The sequence below is a fragment of the Anderseniella sp. Alg231-50 genome, from assembly GCF_900149695.1.
Classification (GTDB): domain Bacteria; phylum Pseudomonadota; class Alphaproteobacteria; order Rhizobiales; family Aestuariivirgaceae; genus Anderseniella.
Window position 1 is genome coordinate 563,304 of record NZ_LT703003.1, and the last position, 16,560, is coordinate 579,863.

A 16,560-nucleotide genomic window follows, 5' to 3' on the forward strand; every position below is an offset into this window, starting at 1 on the left:
TTACATCTAGACCGTAGCTTTTGAAGCCTATTGTCTCTAACGTTTCAGCCAGGAGGAACTGCGCGTGGAACGAAGGCTGTGTGCCATACTTGCCGCTGATGTCGTTGGCTATTCCAAGCTGATGGGTGAAGATGAAGAGGCAACGCTGACTCACCTAAAAGCACATAGATCTGAGTTGTTTGAACCGTGTGTTGTCGAGCACAGTGGCCGCATTATCAAACTGATGGGTGACGGTACGCTGGTAGAGTTTTCCAGTGTCGTCGAAGCGGTGAAATGTGCGGTCGCCATTCAATCAGCACAGGCCATCGCCGATGGCCCGATCCGACTACGCATAGGCATTAATCTCGGCGACATCATTGTCGAAGGTGACGACATCTATGGGGACGGCGTCAATATAGCTGCGAGAATTGAACCCCTCGCCGACCCGGGCGGCATTGTGTTGAGCGCGTTCGCCTACCAGCAGGTTGAGCGCAAAGTAGATTTTGCCTTCGAAGACGCAGGCGAGCATCGCCTGAAGAACATTGATAGCCCGATTCAGGTTTACCGGGTTGCCCTGGATACTGGCGAAAACAGGCAGACAGAGGAACTTGAGGCCCCTGTACAAACCAATCGACCTTCCATTGCGGTTTTGGCGTTCGACAACATGTCTGATGATCCTGAGCAGGAGTATTTTTCAGATGGAATCAGCGAGGACATTATCACCGAGCTGAGCCGCTTTCAGGACCTCTTTGTGATCGCGCGCAATTCCTCATTCTCTTACAAGGGAGCATCGACGAAGGTTCAGGAGATCGGCGAGAATCTTGGCGTTGAATATGTGGTCGAGGGAAGCGTCCGCAAGGCCGGAAACAGGATCCGCGTGACTGTGCAGCTCGTGGAGGCAGCGACGGGAAATCACATATGGGCCGAGCGTTACGACCGGGAACTGGAGGACATTTTCGACCTTCAAGACGAGATCACACAGGCCATCGTGACGATGCTCCCATTTCGCCTGCGCACGATGCTGGCTGAGAATGTCAGAACCAAACGGAGCGACAACCTGACAGCGGTCGATTGCTTTATGCGGGCACGCTGGTTAGGTCATAAGACCGCAGAGGGGGTCCGTGACGAAGTGCTGGATCTTCTTTCCCGGGCGATTGCAATTGACCCCGATTATGCGCCTGCTTATGCGCTGATGGCCGATTTACATGCTTACAGCGTTTATACGTTCAGCCCCCTTGGCGACGACCCAACCATCGCAGCGCGTCAATACATTGAACAAGCGCTCAAGTTGGGGGGAGATGATCATTATGTCCACGCCAAGGCAGCCCACGTTTACCTAAGCTGCGGTCTGCACGATCACGCTCAGACCCATGCAGAACGGGCAGTGGCGCTTAACCCAAACGAAATTGAAGGACTGCTAGTCCGAGGCTTCGTCACAAGCTATACAGGTGATCCCGGTCAAGGGGTCATACTTTTGAAGCAGGCGCTTGACCACAATCCCCTCGCACCAGACTCAGACTACGAAATGCTTGCGGAAACATATTACCTTCTTGGTGAGTATGACGGAGCCATTAAGCTTTACCAGCGTTGGCGGGACCCACCCATACACATGTACACTCACCTGGCGGCCTGCCATGCCCAACTGGGCCAGTTGGAAGCCATGCGCCATGCTGCAACGATATTCAACAAAAGGCGCCCTGAGGGTTCCGATTTCTCGTTCTATGCTTCGGCCCATGCGCGGCTCTGCAAACAGCCAGTACAGGCCGACCACTGGCTTGATGGGTATCGGAAGGCTGGCCTGATTGATTGAACGAAATGGAGAACAATGTCCGCAGCGGGTCACAAGCGGACATTCGTGCATCCATGGTCCGTGGTCGTTTTGTCCGCTAAGTTGCCGTTCATGCCAGTCGCAGCGAAATTCCGCTTTCTGCCCTCTCCCGCCATTGACTGCACTGCAGCAACTTTCCTGACCAACCTCAAGTTCATTGCGGTTGTCCCCAGGCCATACGAAAGTCTCGCAGATGTTGAGGCAGCGGCTTGTCTTCATGGCAACCGGATTATTGACACGTGGGCGTTGAACCATATCCCGACTGGTTTCGTTAATAGACGCGGAACAAGAACAAACAAGTCACCGGTTACCCGGTCCGATGTGCCTGTACCGGGAGTTGTATGCACATGAATAGACTTTCCATTGCTGTTATCGGGTCCGGCATTTCGGCCTTGTCAGCAGCCTGGCACCTGTCGCGGCATCATCACGTGACGGTTTTCGAACGGAACGGGCGGCTGGGCGGCCATTCAAACACTGTCGACGTAAACACCGGCGACGGCTCAGTGCGGGTCGACACCGGCTTCATTGTCTTCAACCCGGCGAGCTATCCGAACCTGGTGGCACTGTTTGACCACCTGGGTGTGGACACACCGGAAACCAACATGACCTTCTCAGCATCGCTCGACGATGGTGGGTATGAGTATTCCGGCAGTGGGCCCCGCGGCCTGTTCGGCCAGATGTCAAATGTCGCGTCGCCCAGGCACTGGCGCATGATTGCCGATATATCCCGTTTCTTCAAACAGGCCGCCGCGGACGCACCTGGCATTGATCACTCGGTGTCTCTGGGCACCTGGCTGAAACAGAACAGGTATAGCGAAGCCTTTGTGCACAACCACCTGACACCGATGGCCGCTGCAATCTGGTCGACCCCGTCGGCCGATGTGCTGGACTTTCCTGCCGCCAGCTTCATGCGGTTCTTCGCCAATCACGGCCTGCTGAAGGTGCGCAACCGGCCCAGCTGGCGCACCGTCGCCGGCGGCTCCAGGCAGTATGTCCAGAAACTGGTTGCCCAAGCGCAGTTCAAGGTACGCACGAACAGTGGAATTACCGGGGTGTCCAGGATGCCGGACGGCGTTACAATCACAGATTGTCATGGCGGACAGCACAAGTTCGACCATGTGGTGATCGGAACCCATGCCGACGAGGCCCTGGCCATGCTGGATGATGCGGATGCAACGGAGAGCAACCTGCTTGGCAAGTTCGGCTATTCGGAAAACCTCGCCGTTCTGCATACCGACCCTGTCCAGATGCCGAAGCGACGCAGGCTGTGGTCAAGCTGGAATTATATTGAGCGGCCTGATGAAGCGGGGGAAAACCAGCTGACCGTTTCATACTGGATGAACTCGCTGCAGCCGTTGAGGACAGATACCGACCTGTTCGTTACACTAAACCCCGCAGGCACAGTTGAACCCGCCAGTGTCCTGAGGCAGTTCAATTATACCCACCCGGTGTTCAATACAGCGGCCATGGACGCCCAGCAGGATTTGTGGGATCTGCAGGGCCGGCGCCGGACATGGTTCTGCGGCAGCTATTTCGGTTACGGGTTCCATGAGGACGCGCTGCAGTCCGGCCTTGCCGTGGCAGAAGACCTGACCGGCTGTCCAAGGCCCTGGGTGGTGGAAAACCCGTCGGGCAGGATACATCGCAAATCGCCCGCGTTGCCGGAACCTGTCCGTGAGGCGGCGGAATGAAGCGCGCTCCCACACAAGCCGCGCTTTATCACGGCAAGGTTGTGCACAAGCGGTTCACACCGGTACGGCACCGGCTTTCCTATCGTGTTTTCAGTATGTTACTTCCCCTGAAAGGTATCGACGAGGTGTGCGGAGTAACCAGGTTCCTGTCGCATAACCGGTTCAACCTGGTGTCCTTTCATGATCGCGACCACGGTTTGCGCGACGGCTCAAGCGTTGCGGATTTCGTCACGCGGACCATGCAGGCAGGCGGTGTCGATACGGACGCCTGCGAGCTGCTGGTACTGTGTTATCCGAGAATTCTCGGCTACTGCTTCAACCCGCTGACGACCTACTATGCCGTGACCAAAGCAGGCGACATAACCGCCATGCTGTATGAAGTGTCGAATACGTTCGGCGAACACACCCACTATTTCGTAACCGGCGGCACAACCCGCAACGGTACGCTGGAGCAAGGGTGCAACAAGCTGTTTCACGTTTCGCCGTTCAACGAGGCAGACGGCGAGTACGGCTTCCGCGTTACGACACCGGATGACAATGTTTGCGTCGGCGTATCGCTGCGGCGCGCAGGCAAGGCCATTCTCAATGCGTATTTCAAGGGCAGCAGGACCAGGCTGACATCGCGCAGCCTCGTGTCAGCAGTGGCGCGTCAGCCGCTGATGACCTGGAAAGTCATTGCCGGCATTCATTTGGAGGCACTGCGCCTGTGGATGAAGGGGTTGAAACTACGCCGCAAACCGGGGTTTGCCGGTCTGACGGTGCACAGGACGGAAAGATTTGAACGATGAGTGACGAACTACTTCAAGCGGCACCGCGACCGGCCAGGTCCCGGCGGCGCCTGACCGGCCGCGTGCTTGAAATTCTCGGCAGGCGCATGGTGAAGGATCGCCTGCAAGGGCAACTGCGGCTGACCCTGCCGGACGGCCATCGGCTTGCCTTGGGGCAAAGGACAGCACACGGTGTTGATGCCGACCTGACGATAAACTCATACCGGGTCCTGGAAAAATGTATCCGGCGCGGATCGGTCGGGTTTGGCGAAGCCTATATGGCAGGCGATATAGACTGCAGCGACCTGGTGGCATTGTTCCGGTTTTTCCTGGTTAACCGTGGCGCGTTTCATGCAGCCGGCGGCAATCTGTTCAAGGTACGCCTCGGCGACAAGCTCGCCCACAAGCAGCGCAGAAACACACTTTCCGGCAGCCGCCGCAACATTGCTGCCCACTATGACATGGGCAATGATTTTTATGCCCACTGGCTCGATGCGGGCCTGACCTATTCAAGCGCCCTGTTCGACGGCAGGGATATCGACCTGGAAACCGCGCAACGCGCAAAATATGCCCGCGCCCTGGAACTGGCCGATGTGGCAGACGGGCAATCCATCCTGGAGATCGGCTGCGGCTGGGGCGGCATGGCGGAACATGCGGCACAGGCCGGCAAAACAGTGGACGGCATCACGCTGTCGGCCCGGCAGCTCGAATTCGCCAAAGACCGCATGAAACAGCAAGACCTGGACGATAAGGTTTCCCTGGCGCTCAGGGATTACCGCCAGGTTGAGGGCCGGTATGATGCCATCGTGTCGATCGAGATGATCGAGGCCGTGGGCGAAGAAAACTGGCCGGCCTACTTTGCCACCCTGGCGCGCCTGCTGAAACCCGGCGGACAGGCCGTCATCCAGGCCATCACGATTGCGCCGGAACATTTTGAGCGTTACCGGGCCAAGGTCGACTTCATACAGCGCTACGTCTTCCCAGGCGGCATGCTGCTGACGGACAGCGCGATTTCCGCACATGCAACCGATCATGGCATGGCGTTGACGCAAACCCAGAAATTCGGTCGCGACTACGCCACGACCCTGCGCATGTGGAGGCAGAATTTCAACGCAGCCTGGGATGATATCAGTCCACTTGGTTATGACGAGAAATTCAGGCGCATGTGGTTGTATTACCTGACCTACTGCGAGGCAGGCTTTGACGACGGTGCCATTGATGTGGGTTTTTACGTGCTGCGCAAGCAGGCGCACTGATCCATCCGGCCAACGGTTTCGTTAGAGATATCAACGCTCTATTTCAACTCATAAAACCCGTGTCAGGACCCACGAAATGCTTCAACGCAATCCGGACAGCATCGCCATGCCGGCATTCAACATGGCCGGCTATTTTGAAGGCCGCACCCGCGCCTGGGGAATGTTTGAGACCATCACCGGCAAGGTCAAGAAATCCTTCGTGGCAGATATCGAAGGCCGCTGGGACGGCAGGGACTTCCTTCTGGAAGAAGATTTCACGTTTTCCGACGGAGAAAAGGAATCCCGCGTCTGGCGGTTGAAATTCAGCGATGACGGCAGCTTTCAGGCCAGTTGCGCCGATACACCGTCTCCGGGCAAGGGCGTAGTGACGGCCATGCGCGGAGACCTGGCCTATTCGATGGCCCTGAGGGTCGGCGGCAAGAAAGTGATGCTGTCATTCTCGGACCTGTTTTACCAGATCGATGAAAATACCGTGCTCAATCGCGCGAAGGTCAAGAAGTTCGGCATCCCCGTCGGCCAGGTCCTGATTTCTTTCCGCAAGGCGTAAGCGGCGCCTTCAGCGGGGCGTCCGGGCGGTTGCTGCCCGCGACGCTTCATCAAATACCCCGCCCCCGAAAACGGGAGACCTCGCCCGGAGGCGAGGCCAGCATCAGGTAAATGCCACTACAGAGGGGGCAGGCGGCAAATCCCAACGCATTCTGCAAACCCGGAAGAGTTTACTCTGCTGCTTCGCTGGGCGCCTGATCACACATCTGGGCGATCTGGTCACCGAGCATGGAGATGGCGTGGCCAACATCGCGGATCTTGCTGTCCTGCTGCTTGTTTGCCAGTGAGAGCGACGCGGTAAAGTCCATGTCCATTCTCATATTGGCAGCCTTGCAGTTGCCGATCTGGGTATCGAGTTCGGACAGCTTTTCGCTCAGCGACTGTTCACGTTCAGCCAGTTCACGTTCCACATTGGCAACTTTCTGAAACAGCGCCTCTTCGCGTGCCGCCAGTTCCGCTTCAACCTGGGAAATCTTCTTGTTGAGAGCCTGTTCGCGCTCGGTTACATCCGACTGAACGTAGGTTATCTGCTGCTGCAGCATTTCCTCGCGCTTGTTCAGGTCTTCTTCACGCTCTTCGAGAATGAGCAAAAGCTCCTTGAGACGGGTTTCCGTCACCGTCAGGCTTGGACCGACCAGAATGTCGCGCAGGGTCTCCAGCTGGTCTGGAGTTGGCTCGTGCTCCTGCTCGGAGACGGAATTGTGGCCCACAGGCGCTGGTGCGGTTTCCATGGCTTCGTTCTCCTGCCCACTCGGCGCGGTGTTCTTTTTCCGGTTCAGTTTTTTCATCGGCTCATCCTCCGTCCGGTCTGATTCTGCTTCAAACTGGGACACATGCCCCTTCTGTAAGATGTGTTGAACATATTCATTATCAGCCAGATGATAGTTGAAACTGGCAAGATTTGGCTCAATTACAGGCTTTTTCGACCCACTAAGCCCGTTACCCTGGGTAGTCCGCATTTGCTTTTGTCTTTCGTTTCAATCAGTAATGCCGTGAACTGACGCAAATGCCGTGCCAAACATACCCTTGCGTTATTTTTCGCTGTTTTTCGCCGATACCACCACTTATTCGTGTTGTTATGAAGCTCACTACACGTCCCAATTTGATTCAGAGATGATCTGTAATTCCCTTTTTGAACAACATGTTAACCACTGCAAAAACAGCGCCAGCCATAGCCACCCTCATTCTGATCACCGGGCTTTCGACGCTTTCGTTGAACATGTTCATTCCGTCATTGTCGAAAATCGCGGAGACCTTCGACGCTGACTACAGCCTGACCAGCCTGTCAATCGCCGGCTATCTGGGCATGACGGCGATATTGCAGATCATCATCGGACCCCTGTCGGACAGATTTGGCCGGCGCCCGATCCTGCTCGCCGGGCTGCTGATTTTCATCCTGGCGTCGGTCGGCTGTCTGCTGGCGAGGGACATCTGGACATTTCTGTCTTTCAGGATGATCCAGGCCAGCGTTATCTGCGGGGCGGCGCTGTCGCCGGCAATCGTCAGGGACATGGTGCCCGAAAGGCAGGCGGCCAGTCTTCTAGGCTATGTCAGCATGGCGATGGCAGTTGCCCCAATGCTGGGTCCGATGTTCGGCGGACTGCTGGATGAACTGTTCGGATGGCGGGCCAGTTTCGTAGCTTTCGTCGGCATTGGCATGTTTGTTTTCGGCTTGTGCTGGATCGATCTGGGCGAAACCAACCATAATCGCTCGGATACTTTTTCCGACCAGTTTGGGACATATCCCGAATTGTTGTCCTCGAAACGCTTCTGGGGCTACTCAGCATGCATGGCATTCTCAACAGGCGCGTTTTATGCATTTCTGGCCGGTGTGCCATTGGTCGCCCAGACACTGTTTGGCATGTCGAGCGGAACACTGGGCATTTACATCGGCAGCATTACCGGGGGGTTCTTTGTCGGCAGTTTCCTGTCCGGCCGCTATGCGAAGCGCTATCACCTGACCAGCCTGATGATTGCTGGCAGGGTGGCCGCCTGCATCGGTCTTACAGCTGGCCTGATGATATTCCTGGCCGGATATGTGCACGAGTTATTCCTGTTCGGCGCGACGATTTTCGTCGGGCTCGGCAACGGCCTGACAATGCCCAGCAGCAGTGTTGGCGCGATGTCGGTCAGGCCGCAGCTGGCCGGCAGTGCAGCCGGCCTGTCCGGCGCCCTGACAGTGGCCGGTGGTGCCATCATCACCTATCTGACCAGCTCCATGCTGACGGAGCAAAACGGCGTCTATGTCCTGTTTGCCATGATGCTGTTGTGTTCAGCCCTTGGCTTGCTGGCAGCACTTGCGGTCCGCTGGCTGGATCAGAAAGAGTGCCAGAGCCAAAATCCGGACCATCGCTGAGCCGGACTGCCGGTGGATCAGCCCCGGCGATCCTCAATGAGCAGGCCCGCATACCCGGCTCTGCCGGAAGCTGCGGGCCGAACCGGCCTTTCCGGCTCCGTCAGGTGCTGCAACTCCAGCGTTGTGTAAGGCCGCTGCCACAGCCACGGCCGGTCCTCTACCGCTTCGATGTCTCCGTTGGGCGGCGTTTCACCGGTGAATGCCAGAAAATACAGCGTGAATCCGCGCCCGGCGACAACCTGTTTTGACAGCAGGCGCATGCCCATTGAACGCTGATAAAGCGCAAGAGCGTTATCAAGGTTCGCCACCCGCAATGTAATCTGTCCAATCTGCGCACCGCCACCCAGCGGCAGGTCAGGATTGCCCGGCGATGTGCGCGGCCGGCCTTCAAATGTGTGCTGCAGCAACTCGATCTGAAAACCATCCGGGTCGGTGAGGTGGCACATGTAACCGATATCGAGAAACTGGCGCGGCTGCGTGACCGCCACACCCGCCCGGCTGAGCTGTTCAAACGCCATGTCCACATCCGGCAGCGTGATGCCGATCTTCCAGTATTCATCAGACCCATCATGGACGTAAGGGTCTGGAGAAGATGCCGGCCGCAGCTCCAGGCCTGCTCCAGGCCCGCCATAGCCCAGCCGCAGGAATTCACCGGAGCGGTCAACGGCCATGCCGAGATGCCGGGTATAAAATGCGGCAAGCTGTTCAGGCGAGGCCACGTTCAGGGCCACCCCTGCGAGCCTGTGGGCTGCGGCTGACCCGCCAGTGTTCATACCAGCATCCCCTCATGAACAAAATTGACCATCGTTCCCGCCTGAAAACAGTATCTGCAGCAAACAACTATCACACTTTCACCGGTCGCCATCCAGCCGCCAGAAGTATACCGCCTGTCGCCAGGAAAAGCCCTGCCCAGGCCAGCAGGCTCGGCCATTCGCCCAATACGGGAATTGCCAGCAGGGCAACCATGCCGGGCACCATCGCCATCATCGCAGCGGTTGCCGACGGGCCTATCGAGCGCACCGCTGTTGTAAACAGCAGCACAGCCACCACGCTGGGACCGAGTCCCTGATAGGCACCCTGCAGAATGATCTCGGACCAGGGCGCTGCCTGCACCGCCTTGGGCAGAAAGGCCAGGTAAAGCAGGCCGAACCATGCGAGATTAACCGTTGGAATACACACCATGGCCTGCATCGGCGTGAGCTGCCAGGCCTTGGTGCCGATCATGTTGATGGCAATAAACAGGGCCGAGCCGATGAACATGAGATGGCCAATCCACGCATTGGGCGCCACGCCGCCGGTATCCCGGTCCCAGCCGATCAACGCGCAGCCGACCAGTATCACGGCCATGCCGGCAACTTTCCATGTATCCGGCCGGTCTTTCAGCCATATCCAGCCCAGAATGGCCGCGAATACCGGCAGTGTGCCGTTCATCATGATGCCTGCATGCGAGGCAGGTGCGAACTGGAAACCGCCGAAGGCCAGCAGCAGATACGGGACACCCTGGCCGCATGAAATGAGAAAAATCTGCCACCATCGCAGGTTGCGTGGCCAATAGCGCCAGACAAAGGGCGCCACAGCAACGGTTGCAACCACAAACCGCAATGCAACCATGTCGTAGATAGTCAACGTCTGAACAACGCCGAGCCTCGACACCACAACCCATCCCGACCAGATAAAGATGACACCGAGCGCGGCAAACCATCCGATCAGGGGGTGGGCAGGGGCAGACATGGCAACGGGTTTTCCTGAAAAGTCATGCGGTTTTCAAAACAGCAGAGGACCGGCCATCTGAAAACGGGGAAGTGAATAGGCTTGCACGCAGTTTTGCGCCTGCATCCTGCTTAACACACACATGGCAATCCGGTTCATGACATTTTCAGCTAGCATCCATGCGCCAGCGCGCAGGCATCGGCATCATCGCTGCAATCCGCCAGCAGGCCGGCTTCACCGCCGGCAAGTGCGTCACACTCCGCCTTGTAGGACAGGCATTCGGAGACGGTGGGCGTGGCAGGACACACCGGCAGTTCCATTTTCCCGATACAACGGGTAAAATCCGCATAGCAAACCGACCGCCATTGCGCGTCCCCGAAAGACAGGCGGGCGCAGCTTGCATATTCCCACCAGCACGACGGCGCATCATTTTCATCCTGAGCCTGAGCGAGACCTGCACCGATCACACAGCAGCCAACAAGGACAATTGCCAATGTGTTGATTTTCCCCATATGCCCTCCTGTCCATCGCCAACAGACTAACGCCATCTGCACCACGTTTGAAACAGGGTGTGCAATACCGGGGCTTCAAGCCGGACAGATACCTGCGCCAAACACGTCAGGTGCGCTGCACGAAGCGTGCCATCAGCCAGAAGTAGAGCCGGTAGGGCAACACGCGCAAAAGCTTCATGATCACGGCCAGGCGGGTCGGAAACACGATCTCGAACCGGTCGGACCGCAACCCTGCAATAATGCGGCGCGAGGCGTCTTGCGGCTCCATGAGAAACGGCATCGGAAAGTCATTGGTATCTGTCATCGGCGTACGCACGAACCCGGGATTGATGATCTGCACCTTGATGTTGTGCTGCGCGGCATCGGTTCGCAAGGCTTCCGCCATGGAGATCAGGGCTGCCTTGGTGGGCGCATAGGTAACCGCCCGTGGAATGCCGCGATATCCGGCAACCGATGCTACCGGTGCGATGTGACCGGCGCGACGCCTGATCATGGACGGCAGAACAGCATCAACCAAATTGGCCGCACCTTCATAATTGACCCGCATTGCATTGATCGAATCCTCCGCCTGGAAACTCTCGATATCCCGGATGATCCAGATCCCCGCCGCCATGATAACAAGGTCCGGTGGCCCGATGTCCGCTTCAATCGCCCGGGCGGTTTTCCGGCAGGCGGCCAGATCAGTCACGTCAAGCGGGTAACTGCAGATGTTGGGACTGTCAGCGGCAAGTTCCGCAAGTGCATCGCCTGAGCGCGCTGATGCCGCAACCATTGCGCCCTGACCGGCAAGATCAAGTGCAAGCTGGCGGCCGATGCCGGAGCTCGCACCGGTAATCCATACTGTTTTCCAGGATGCTTGGGATTGATCCATGCTTGCGGAGCGTCAGATACCGACAATGGGTTGCAGCAACCGGGGTACCAGCCCCTTGAAACGTGCCGGCGCTTCGGTGGCGATCAGGCAAATGCAGTCTTCGCCGTCCTCAATCACCGGCTGGTGTTCAATATCTTCGTCCAGGTCAGCCACGTCACCAGGCGCAAACCGCCCGATCTGGTCACGATAGGCACCACGCAGGATCAATGTCATTTCCTGGCCTGCATGACCGTGATCAGGCAGTTTATGCCCGGGCCGAACCTTCAACAGGTAGAGGCTGGAGCCATCAGGATTTTTCTCAATGACATGAATACCGACACCTGGTCCCGCCGTCTTCCAGCGCACATCATCAAGCTTGTGGTCAAGCAAGCGGGATACCGGCAAGGGCAATGACGGATCCGGATCGTCAGACACATCCCTGCGCGACTTCGGTTGCACCCAGTCGCTGCCGTCAATGCGTTCGAACACCGATGACAGGGCATCAGAACTCATCTGCTCTTTTTCACTGGTCTCCAGCAATGCGGCCCCGACGGCCTCGGCAGTGCGCACCTTGGCCCGACAATGATCGCACATGGCAACATGACTTGCAGCCACCACGGACAGACAGTTGGAAAGGCTGCCGCCCGCATAGGCCACTACTGTTGCATCGTCCAGATGGAACACCGTATTCATCTCAAGTCCTCCAGAACTGAGCCCATCTTGCGATAGGCCAGTCGCATTCTAGATTTGACAGTGCCCAGCGGCACGTCGAGTTTTTCCGCTATCTCGGATTGCGTCAGGTCGTCCATGAACGCCATGACAATCACTTCGCGCTGGTCATCCGGCAATACGTCAAGCGCCTCGGTTACCGCCAGATCCTGCTGCTTGCTTATTACGACGTCATCGCTGGCCGGATCATCGCTGGCTTCCTCATAATCATCTATGTCGGTAAAGTACCGGGACCCTTCACGGCGCAGCCGGTCGATGCGCAGGTTGCGGGCAATGGTATAAATCCATGTCGTCACCGACCCCTTGCCGGGGGAAAACATGCCGGCCTTGTTCCAGACTGCAATCATTGCGTCCTGTACCAGGTCTTCAGCGAGCTCGGCATTGGCGCCCTTGCGCATCATGAACCCCTTCAAGCGGGGCCCAAAATGCTCAAAAAGCTGCGCAAAAGCCTGACGGTCGCGCCGTTCAGCAACGTCATTCAACAGCTGGGCAAACAACTCAGCCTGTGGGTTTTTGCCGGTTTGCCGGCGGATTCCATCTGTCACAGCGGGGGCAATCACCATAAATTCGGTCTCAGGCTCGGTTGCAATTAGTATCACTACGCTGGATGCTCAGTTGCGGATCAACCGAGCCGACCGGTTAATTCCAGCACCAACACTAACGGGTGAACGCACACGGCAACAATCGGAAATTTGCCGGCGTGTCCCGGCAGCCATGGCAAATAAAAAAGCCGGACCATGTATCGGTCCGGCTTTTTCAGCATGGTATGCGAATTCACATCACCTGGGTGACAGAATCATGATCATCTGACGGCCTTCCATTTTCGGCTCGTATTCCACCTTGGCAAACTCGTCAGTGTCGGATTTAACTTTCTGCAAAAGGTCGAAACCAAGCTCGGTATGGGCCATTTCGCGACCACGGAACCGCATGGTCACCTTGACCTTGTCACCATCATCAAAGAACCGTTTCATGGCGCGCATCTTCACGTCGTAATCGTGCGTGTCGATGCCGGGGCGCAGCTTGATTTCCTTGACCTCAATAACCTTCTGTTTCTTCTTGGCTTCGTTGGCCTTCTTCTGGGCCTGATACTTGTACTTGCCGTAGTCCAGCACCTTGCACACAGGTGTGTCGGCGTTCGGAGACACTTCAACGAGATCCATCCCGGCGTCAGCCGCGAGATCGAGCGCATCTTCAATTTTCATGACACCGCGCTTTTCACCTTCTGCGTCAATCAGAAGTACATTGGCATTGGTGATAGCTTCGTTGATACGTGGTCCGTCATCCTTGGGCGGCATTTGCCCGTTCATCGGTCTGCGAATGGTATAATCTCCTTAGATTTTATGCGGTTTGATTGTTCCAGATACCGCAAGAGGGTTCAAAATGCGTGAAAACGCACCTAAAGACCTTTTATCAGATTTTGCAAGCAATGTTGAGAGGCTAGAGCACCATAGGCTCAGTTGAGCCCATAAAGTTGCTCTAACCCTTTAGAAACGATCAGGTTTATGGTTTATGGTTTCAGCAGCCAAAAAACCATCCTGATCCTGTAGCATCCATGTCCTGTTCCGCCCAAAAGCCCCCCGAACGCCTTGAAACAAACAGCGGCATCGCAATCGCGTGGCTGAGTGACGGTGCCGAGCCGGCGCCGGCGGGCCGCTGCGGCACATTCTGGCTTGGCGGGTTCAAGTCCGACATGCGCGGGTCGAAGGCAGAAGTGCTGGCAGATCACGCACGCGCAAGCGACCGGTCATTCGTCAGGTTCGACTATTCCGGCCATGGTGAAAGCGGCGGCAAATTTGAGGACGGCACGATTTCGAGCTGGCTTGACCAGGCACAGGCGGTGTTCACGCAGTGCGCGCCGGGCCGCAGGGTACTGGTCGGCTCCAGCATGGGCGGCTGGATCGCGCTGCTGCTGGCGCGCCGGCTGATTGAGGCCGGCTATGCCGCACGGCTCGGCGGGCTGATCCTGATCGCACCGGCAGCGGACATGACCAAAGACCTGATGTGGGACAAATATGGTGACGAGTTTCGCGACGAGGTCATGCGGCTCGGCAAGTATGAGCGTCCTTCGGAGTATTCCGACGAACCTTATGTGATCACCAGGGCGCTCATCGAGGACGGTGAACAACACCTGGTGCTGGAAAACGGTCTGAATATGCCCTGCCCGGTCCGGATTCTGCAGGGTGAGGACGACCCGGACGTACCCTGGAAGCACGCCCTCAAGACATATCATGCCCTGAGCGGTGACGATGTCATGCTCGAACTGATCAAGCACGGCGACCATCGCCTGTCGAGCGAGCGCAACCTGGCCCTGTTGACCGAAACAGCAGAGACACTTTGCGCCCGCGCGGATCAGGATGCCTAGAGCAACGCCTTCAGACCCTGGCGGTATGTCGGGTACATGAAACTGTAGTCCAGCTCCGTTTTGACCCTTTTGTTCGAAACGCGTTTGGACTCCGCATAAAAGCTCTTCGCCATGTCCGACAGTTCGGCGTCTTCAAAGGCGACTTCAGGCGGCGGCTGGATGCCCAGCAGGTCAGCGGCATAGGCGACCACGTCCTGTGGCGGGGCCGCCTCATCATCACACACATTATAGGCACTGCCCGGACTGGGCCTGTCGATTGATGCGCGAAGGATACCGGCAATATCTGCCACATGGATGCGGCTGAACACCTGACCCTGCTTGACAATGCGCCGCGCCTTGCCGGATTTCAGCGACTGCAGCTGGTTGCGGCCCGGGCCGTATATCCCCGCCAGGCGAAACAGGTGCACAGCCAGTCCGGCGTCGCGCCACAGATCGAGCCAGCCTGATTCCGCCGCCAGCCTGGCATGCCCACGTGAAGTGCTGGGCTCAAGCGGCGACGTTTCATCAACCCATCCACCCTGCCGGTCGCCATACACACCGGTGGTGGACAGGTAAGCCATCCACTTGATGTGCGCTGCGCGTTTGCCGAGATGGCGGCCATGGCGTTTCAGAACCGGATCGCCGGTCTTGCCGGGCGGCGCAGACACAACCACATGTGTAACCGTGTCCAGCAATGAGGTATCCAGCGGCGTGTCGTCGTTGAACTGCGCTGCGTCAAACCCGAGTTGCCTGATTTTCTCACAGCCTTCGGCAGATCTGCTGGTGCCGGTGATGGTCCACCGGTCGCGCGGCAAGGCCCGGGCCAGGGCACGGGCTGAAAACCCGAAGCCAAAACACAACAGATGATCGGGTTTCTCAGACATCCCATTCCCTTCTTACGTCTTGATCAGGTTCACCGTTCCGGCGGGCAGCGGCCAGTTGCGCGAACCGGCCCTGGGACAGCAGCCTGGACAGCGCCCATATGGCCATGGCCCGAACCTCCGCGGATGCATCGTCCAACAGTTTCTCTGCACACGGTATCAGATTCACATCACCGGAATTGCCAACTGCGATCATGACATTGCGCACAAAGCGGTCGCGCCCGATGCGCTTGACCGGCGAGCCTGAAAACAATGTCCTGAACCCTTGGTCGTCCAGCGCCGCAAGGTCTGCAAGCGGCGGCGAGACAAGGTCTTCCCGCGCGGCCAGCTTCGCCTCGCGCGCGGCACCGGCGAACTTGTTCCACGGACACACCGCAAGGCAATCGTCGCAACCATAGATGCGATTGCCCATGGCTTCGCGAAACTCAGGCTCGATGTGTCCCTTGTGCTCGATGGTGAGGTAGGAAATGCAACGCCCGGCATCAAGCCGGTAAGGCGCCGGAAACGCCCGGGTCGGGCATACATCTAGGCATGATGTGCATGACCCGCAATGATCCACCTCCGCCTCGTCGTACGTCAGTTCCGCCGCTGACAATATGGCGCCGAGAAAAAACCAGGAGCCGTGCTCGCGCGACACCAGATTTGTATGCTTGCCCTGCCATCCGAGCCCGGCACGATGGGCCAGCGGTTTTTCCATCAGCGGGGCGGTATCGACAAACACTTTCACATCCTGCGCAGTTTGTGCCGCCAGCCATCCGGCAAGTGTCTTCAGCCTGCCCTTGATGACATCATGATAGTCACGGCCCAGCGCATAGGTTGAAATCACCCCGGTGGAGCGGTCCTGCAGGCGGGCCATGACATCCACTTCAGGCGTGTAGGACATGGCCAGCATGATGCAGCTTCTGGCACCCTCCCACATGGCATCGGGAGAACTGCGCCTGTCCAGTGTGGTTTCCAGCCACTCCATGCCCGCATGAAAACCGTCACCGACAGCCTCGCGAAGCCGGTGTCCCGTTTCAGCAGGCAGCGTGGACCCGGTAATGCGCAATTCGCAAAACCCGAGATCACCGGCACGCTGCCGCAATTGTGTCTCAATAGACGGAGCCATGCAGCA

17 protein-coding genes are annotated in these 16,560 nt (G+C 57.6%); 7 read left to right on the forward strand and 10 right to left on the reverse strand.

Features of this window, described 5'->3' with window-relative positions:
* The first annotated feature begins 64 nt into the window (after positions 1-64).
* The 5 genes from DHN55_RS02765 to DHN55_RS02785 all read left to right on the forward strand — a co-directional run bounded on the left by DHN55_RS02765 (position 65) and on the right by DHN55_RS02785 (position 6,068).
* Entirely contained in the window at positions 65-1,789 is a 1,725-nt protein-coding gene (locus DHN55_RS02765) for an adenylate/guanylate cyclase domain-containing protein (RefSeq protein WP_108879857.1), read from the forward strand.
* 365 nt (positions 1,790-2,154) lie between these two features.
* Complete coding sequence (locus tag DHN55_RS02770) at positions 2,155-3,498, forward strand: NAD(P)/FAD-dependent oxidoreductase (protein WP_337659851.1); 1,344 nt, start codon at positions 2,155-2,157, stop codon at positions 3,496-3,498.
* Positions 3,495-4,286, forward strand: coding sequence for a DUF1365 family protein (locus DHN55_RS02775; RefSeq protein WP_108879859.1), 792 nt, complete (start codon positions 3,495-3,497; stop codon positions 4,284-4,286). The genes DHN55_RS02770 and DHN55_RS02775 overlap by 4 nt, the downstream gene beginning before the upstream one ends.
* Positions 4,283-5,521: a class I SAM-dependent methyltransferase gene (locus tag DHN55_RS02780; protein ID WP_108879860.1), complete on the forward strand. Its 1,239-nt coding sequence runs from the start codon at positions 4,283-4,285 to the stop codon at positions 5,519-5,521. Before DHN55_RS02775 ends, DHN55_RS02780 begins: the two co-directional genes overlap by 4 nt.
* A gap of 76 nt (positions 5,522-5,597) precedes the next feature.
* On the forward strand, positions 5,598-6,068 hold the full coding sequence (locus tag DHN55_RS02785) for a DUF3833 family protein (protein ID WP_108879861.1): 471 nt from the start codon (positions 5,598-5,600) through the stop codon (positions 6,066-6,068).
* Positions 6,069-6,237: 169 nt separating this feature from the next.
* Here DHN55_RS02785 and DHN55_RS02790 read toward each other — a convergent pair whose 3' ends face one another.
* The gene (locus DHN55_RS02790) at positions 6,238-6,855 is read right to left on the reverse strand and encodes a hypothetical protein (RefSeq protein ID WP_337659852.1); all 618 of its coding nucleotides are present in this window, start codon (positions 6,853-6,855) and stop codon (positions 6,238-6,240) included.
* A 353-nt stretch (positions 6,856-7,208) separates the two neighbouring features.
* Between DHN55_RS02790 and DHN55_RS02795 the strand changes: the two genes are divergently transcribed.
* The gene (locus DHN55_RS02795) at positions 7,209-8,423 is read left to right on the forward strand and encodes a Bcr/CflA family efflux MFS transporter (RefSeq protein ID WP_108879863.1); all 1,215 of its coding nucleotides are present in this window, start codon (positions 7,209-7,211) and stop codon (positions 8,421-8,423) included.
* Positions 8,424-8,440: 17 nt separating this feature from the next.
* On the opposite strand, the gene DHN55_RS02800 is transcribed toward DHN55_RS02795, so the two are convergent.
* From DHN55_RS02800 to infC, 7 genes are all read right to left on the reverse strand, one after another.
* A complete protein-coding gene (locus DHN55_RS02800) occupies positions 8,441-9,196 on the reverse strand; it encodes a VOC family protein (RefSeq protein ID WP_108879864.1) in 756 nt (251 codons plus the stop codon).
* 70 nt (positions 9,197-9,266) lie between these two features.
* Positions 9,267-10,154, reverse strand: coding sequence for an EamA family transporter (locus tag DHN55_RS02805; RefSeq protein WP_108879865.1), 888 nt, complete (start codon positions 10,152-10,154; stop codon positions 9,267-9,269).
* A gap of 149 nt (positions 10,155-10,303) precedes the next feature.
* A complete protein-coding gene (locus DHN55_RS02810) occupies positions 10,304-10,645 on the reverse strand; it encodes a hypothetical protein (RefSeq protein ID WP_108879866.1) in 342 nt (113 codons plus the stop codon).
* Between the two features lie 106 nt (positions 10,646-10,751).
* On the reverse strand, positions 10,752-11,516 hold the full coding sequence (locus DHN55_RS02815; RefSeq protein WP_108879867.1) for an SDR family NAD(P)-dependent oxidoreductase: 765 nt from the start codon (positions 11,514-11,516) through the stop codon (positions 10,752-10,754).
* A 12-nt stretch (positions 11,517-11,528) separates the two neighbouring features.
* A complete protein-coding gene (locus tag DHN55_RS02820; protein ID WP_108879868.1) occupies positions 11,529-12,188 on the reverse strand; it encodes a ChrR family anti-sigma-E factor in 660 nt (219 codons plus the stop codon).
* Positions 12,185-12,769: a sigma-70 family RNA polymerase sigma factor gene (locus DHN55_RS02825; RefSeq protein ID WP_337659853.1), complete on the reverse strand. Its 585-nt coding sequence runs from the start codon at positions 12,767-12,769 to the stop codon at positions 12,185-12,187. The genes DHN55_RS02820 and DHN55_RS02825 overlap by 4 nt, the downstream gene beginning before the upstream one ends.
* Before the next feature lie 234 nt (positions 12,770-13,003).
* Positions 13,004-13,519, reverse strand: a complete 516-nt coding sequence (infC, locus tag DHN55_RS02830) for a translation initiation factor IF-3 (protein WP_337659854.1) — start codon at positions 13,517-13,519, stop codon at positions 13,004-13,006.
* Between the two features lie 257 nt (positions 13,520-13,776).
* On the opposite strand from infC, the gene DHN55_RS02835 reads away from it, so the two are divergent.
* Entirely contained in the window at positions 13,777-14,586 is an 810-nt protein-coding gene (locus DHN55_RS02835; RefSeq protein WP_108879871.1) for an alpha/beta fold hydrolase, read from the forward strand.
* Here the strand turns inward: DHN55_RS02835 and DHN55_RS02840 are convergent.
* Positions 14,583-15,449, reverse strand: a complete 867-nt coding sequence (locus tag DHN55_RS02840; protein WP_108879872.1) for an NAD-dependent epimerase/dehydratase family protein — start codon at positions 15,447-15,449, stop codon at positions 14,583-14,585. The genes DHN55_RS02835 and DHN55_RS02840 overlap by 4 nt on opposite strands.
* On the reverse strand, positions 15,442-16,554 hold the full coding sequence (gene queG, locus DHN55_RS02845) for a tRNA epoxyqueuosine(34) reductase QueG (RefSeq protein WP_108879873.1): 1,113 nt from the start codon (positions 16,552-16,554) through the stop codon (positions 15,442-15,444). Before queG ends, DHN55_RS02840 begins: the two co-directional genes overlap by 8 nt.
* Positions 16,555-16,560 lie beyond the last annotated feature (6 nt).

Bases quoted from the DNA above. Each gene is read 5' to 3' on its own strand.
- DHN55_RS02810 (WP_108879866.1), bottom strand. From the start codon at position 10,645: ATGGGGAAAATCAACACATTGGCAATTGTCCTTGTTGGCTGCTGTGTG.
- DHN55_RS02780 (WP_108879860.1), top strand. From the start codon at position 4,283: ATGAGTGACGAACTACTTCAAGCGGCACCGCGACCGGCCAGGTCCCGG.
- DHN55_RS02820 (WP_108879868.1), bottom strand. From the start codon at position 12,188: ATGAATACGGTGTTCCATCTGGACGATGCAACAGTAGTGGCCTATGCG.
- DHN55_RS02800 (WP_108879864.1), bottom strand. From the start codon at position 9,196: ATGAACACTGGCGGGTCAGCCGCAGCCCACAGGCTCGCAGGGGTGGCC.
- queG (WP_108879873.1), bottom strand. From the start codon at position 16,554: ATGGCTCCGTCTATTGAGACACAATTGCGGCAGCGTGCCGGTGATCTC.
- infC (WP_337659854.1), bottom strand. From the start codon at position 13,519: ATGCCGCCCAAGGATGACGGACCACGTATCAACGAAGCTATCACCAAT.
- DHN55_RS02775 (WP_108879859.1), top strand. From the start codon at position 3,495: ATGAAGCGCGCTCCCACACAAGCCGCGCTTTATCACGGCAAGGTTGTG.
- DHN55_RS02770 (WP_337659851.1), top strand. From the start codon at position 2,155: ATGAATAGACTTTCCATTGCTGTTATCGGGTCCGGCATTTCGGCCTTG.
- DHN55_RS02815 (WP_108879867.1), bottom strand. From the start codon at position 11,516: ATGGATCAATCCCAAGCATCCTGGAAAACAGTATGGATTACCGGTGCG.
- DHN55_RS02840 (WP_108879872.1), bottom strand. From the start codon at position 15,449: ATGTCTGAGAAACCCGATCATCTGTTGTGTTTTGGCTTCGGGTTTTCA.
- DHN55_RS02805 (WP_108879865.1), bottom strand. From the start codon at position 10,154: ATGTCTGCCCCTGCCCACCCCCTGATCGGATGGTTTGCCGCGCTCGGT.
- DHN55_RS02790 (WP_337659852.1), bottom strand. From the start codon at position 6,855: ATGAAAAAACTGAACCGGAAAAAGAACACCGCGCCGAGTGGGCAGGAG.
- DHN55_RS02795 (WP_108879863.1), top strand. From the start codon at position 7,209: ATGTTAACCACTGCAAAAACAGCGCCAGCCATAGCCACCCTCATTCTG.
- DHN55_RS02785 (WP_108879861.1), top strand. From the start codon at position 5,598: ATGCTTCAACGCAATCCGGACAGCATCGCCATGCCGGCATTCAACATG.
- DHN55_RS02835 (WP_108879871.1), top strand. From the start codon at position 13,777: ATGTCCTGTTCCGCCCAAAAGCCCCCCGAACGCCTTGAAACAAACAGC.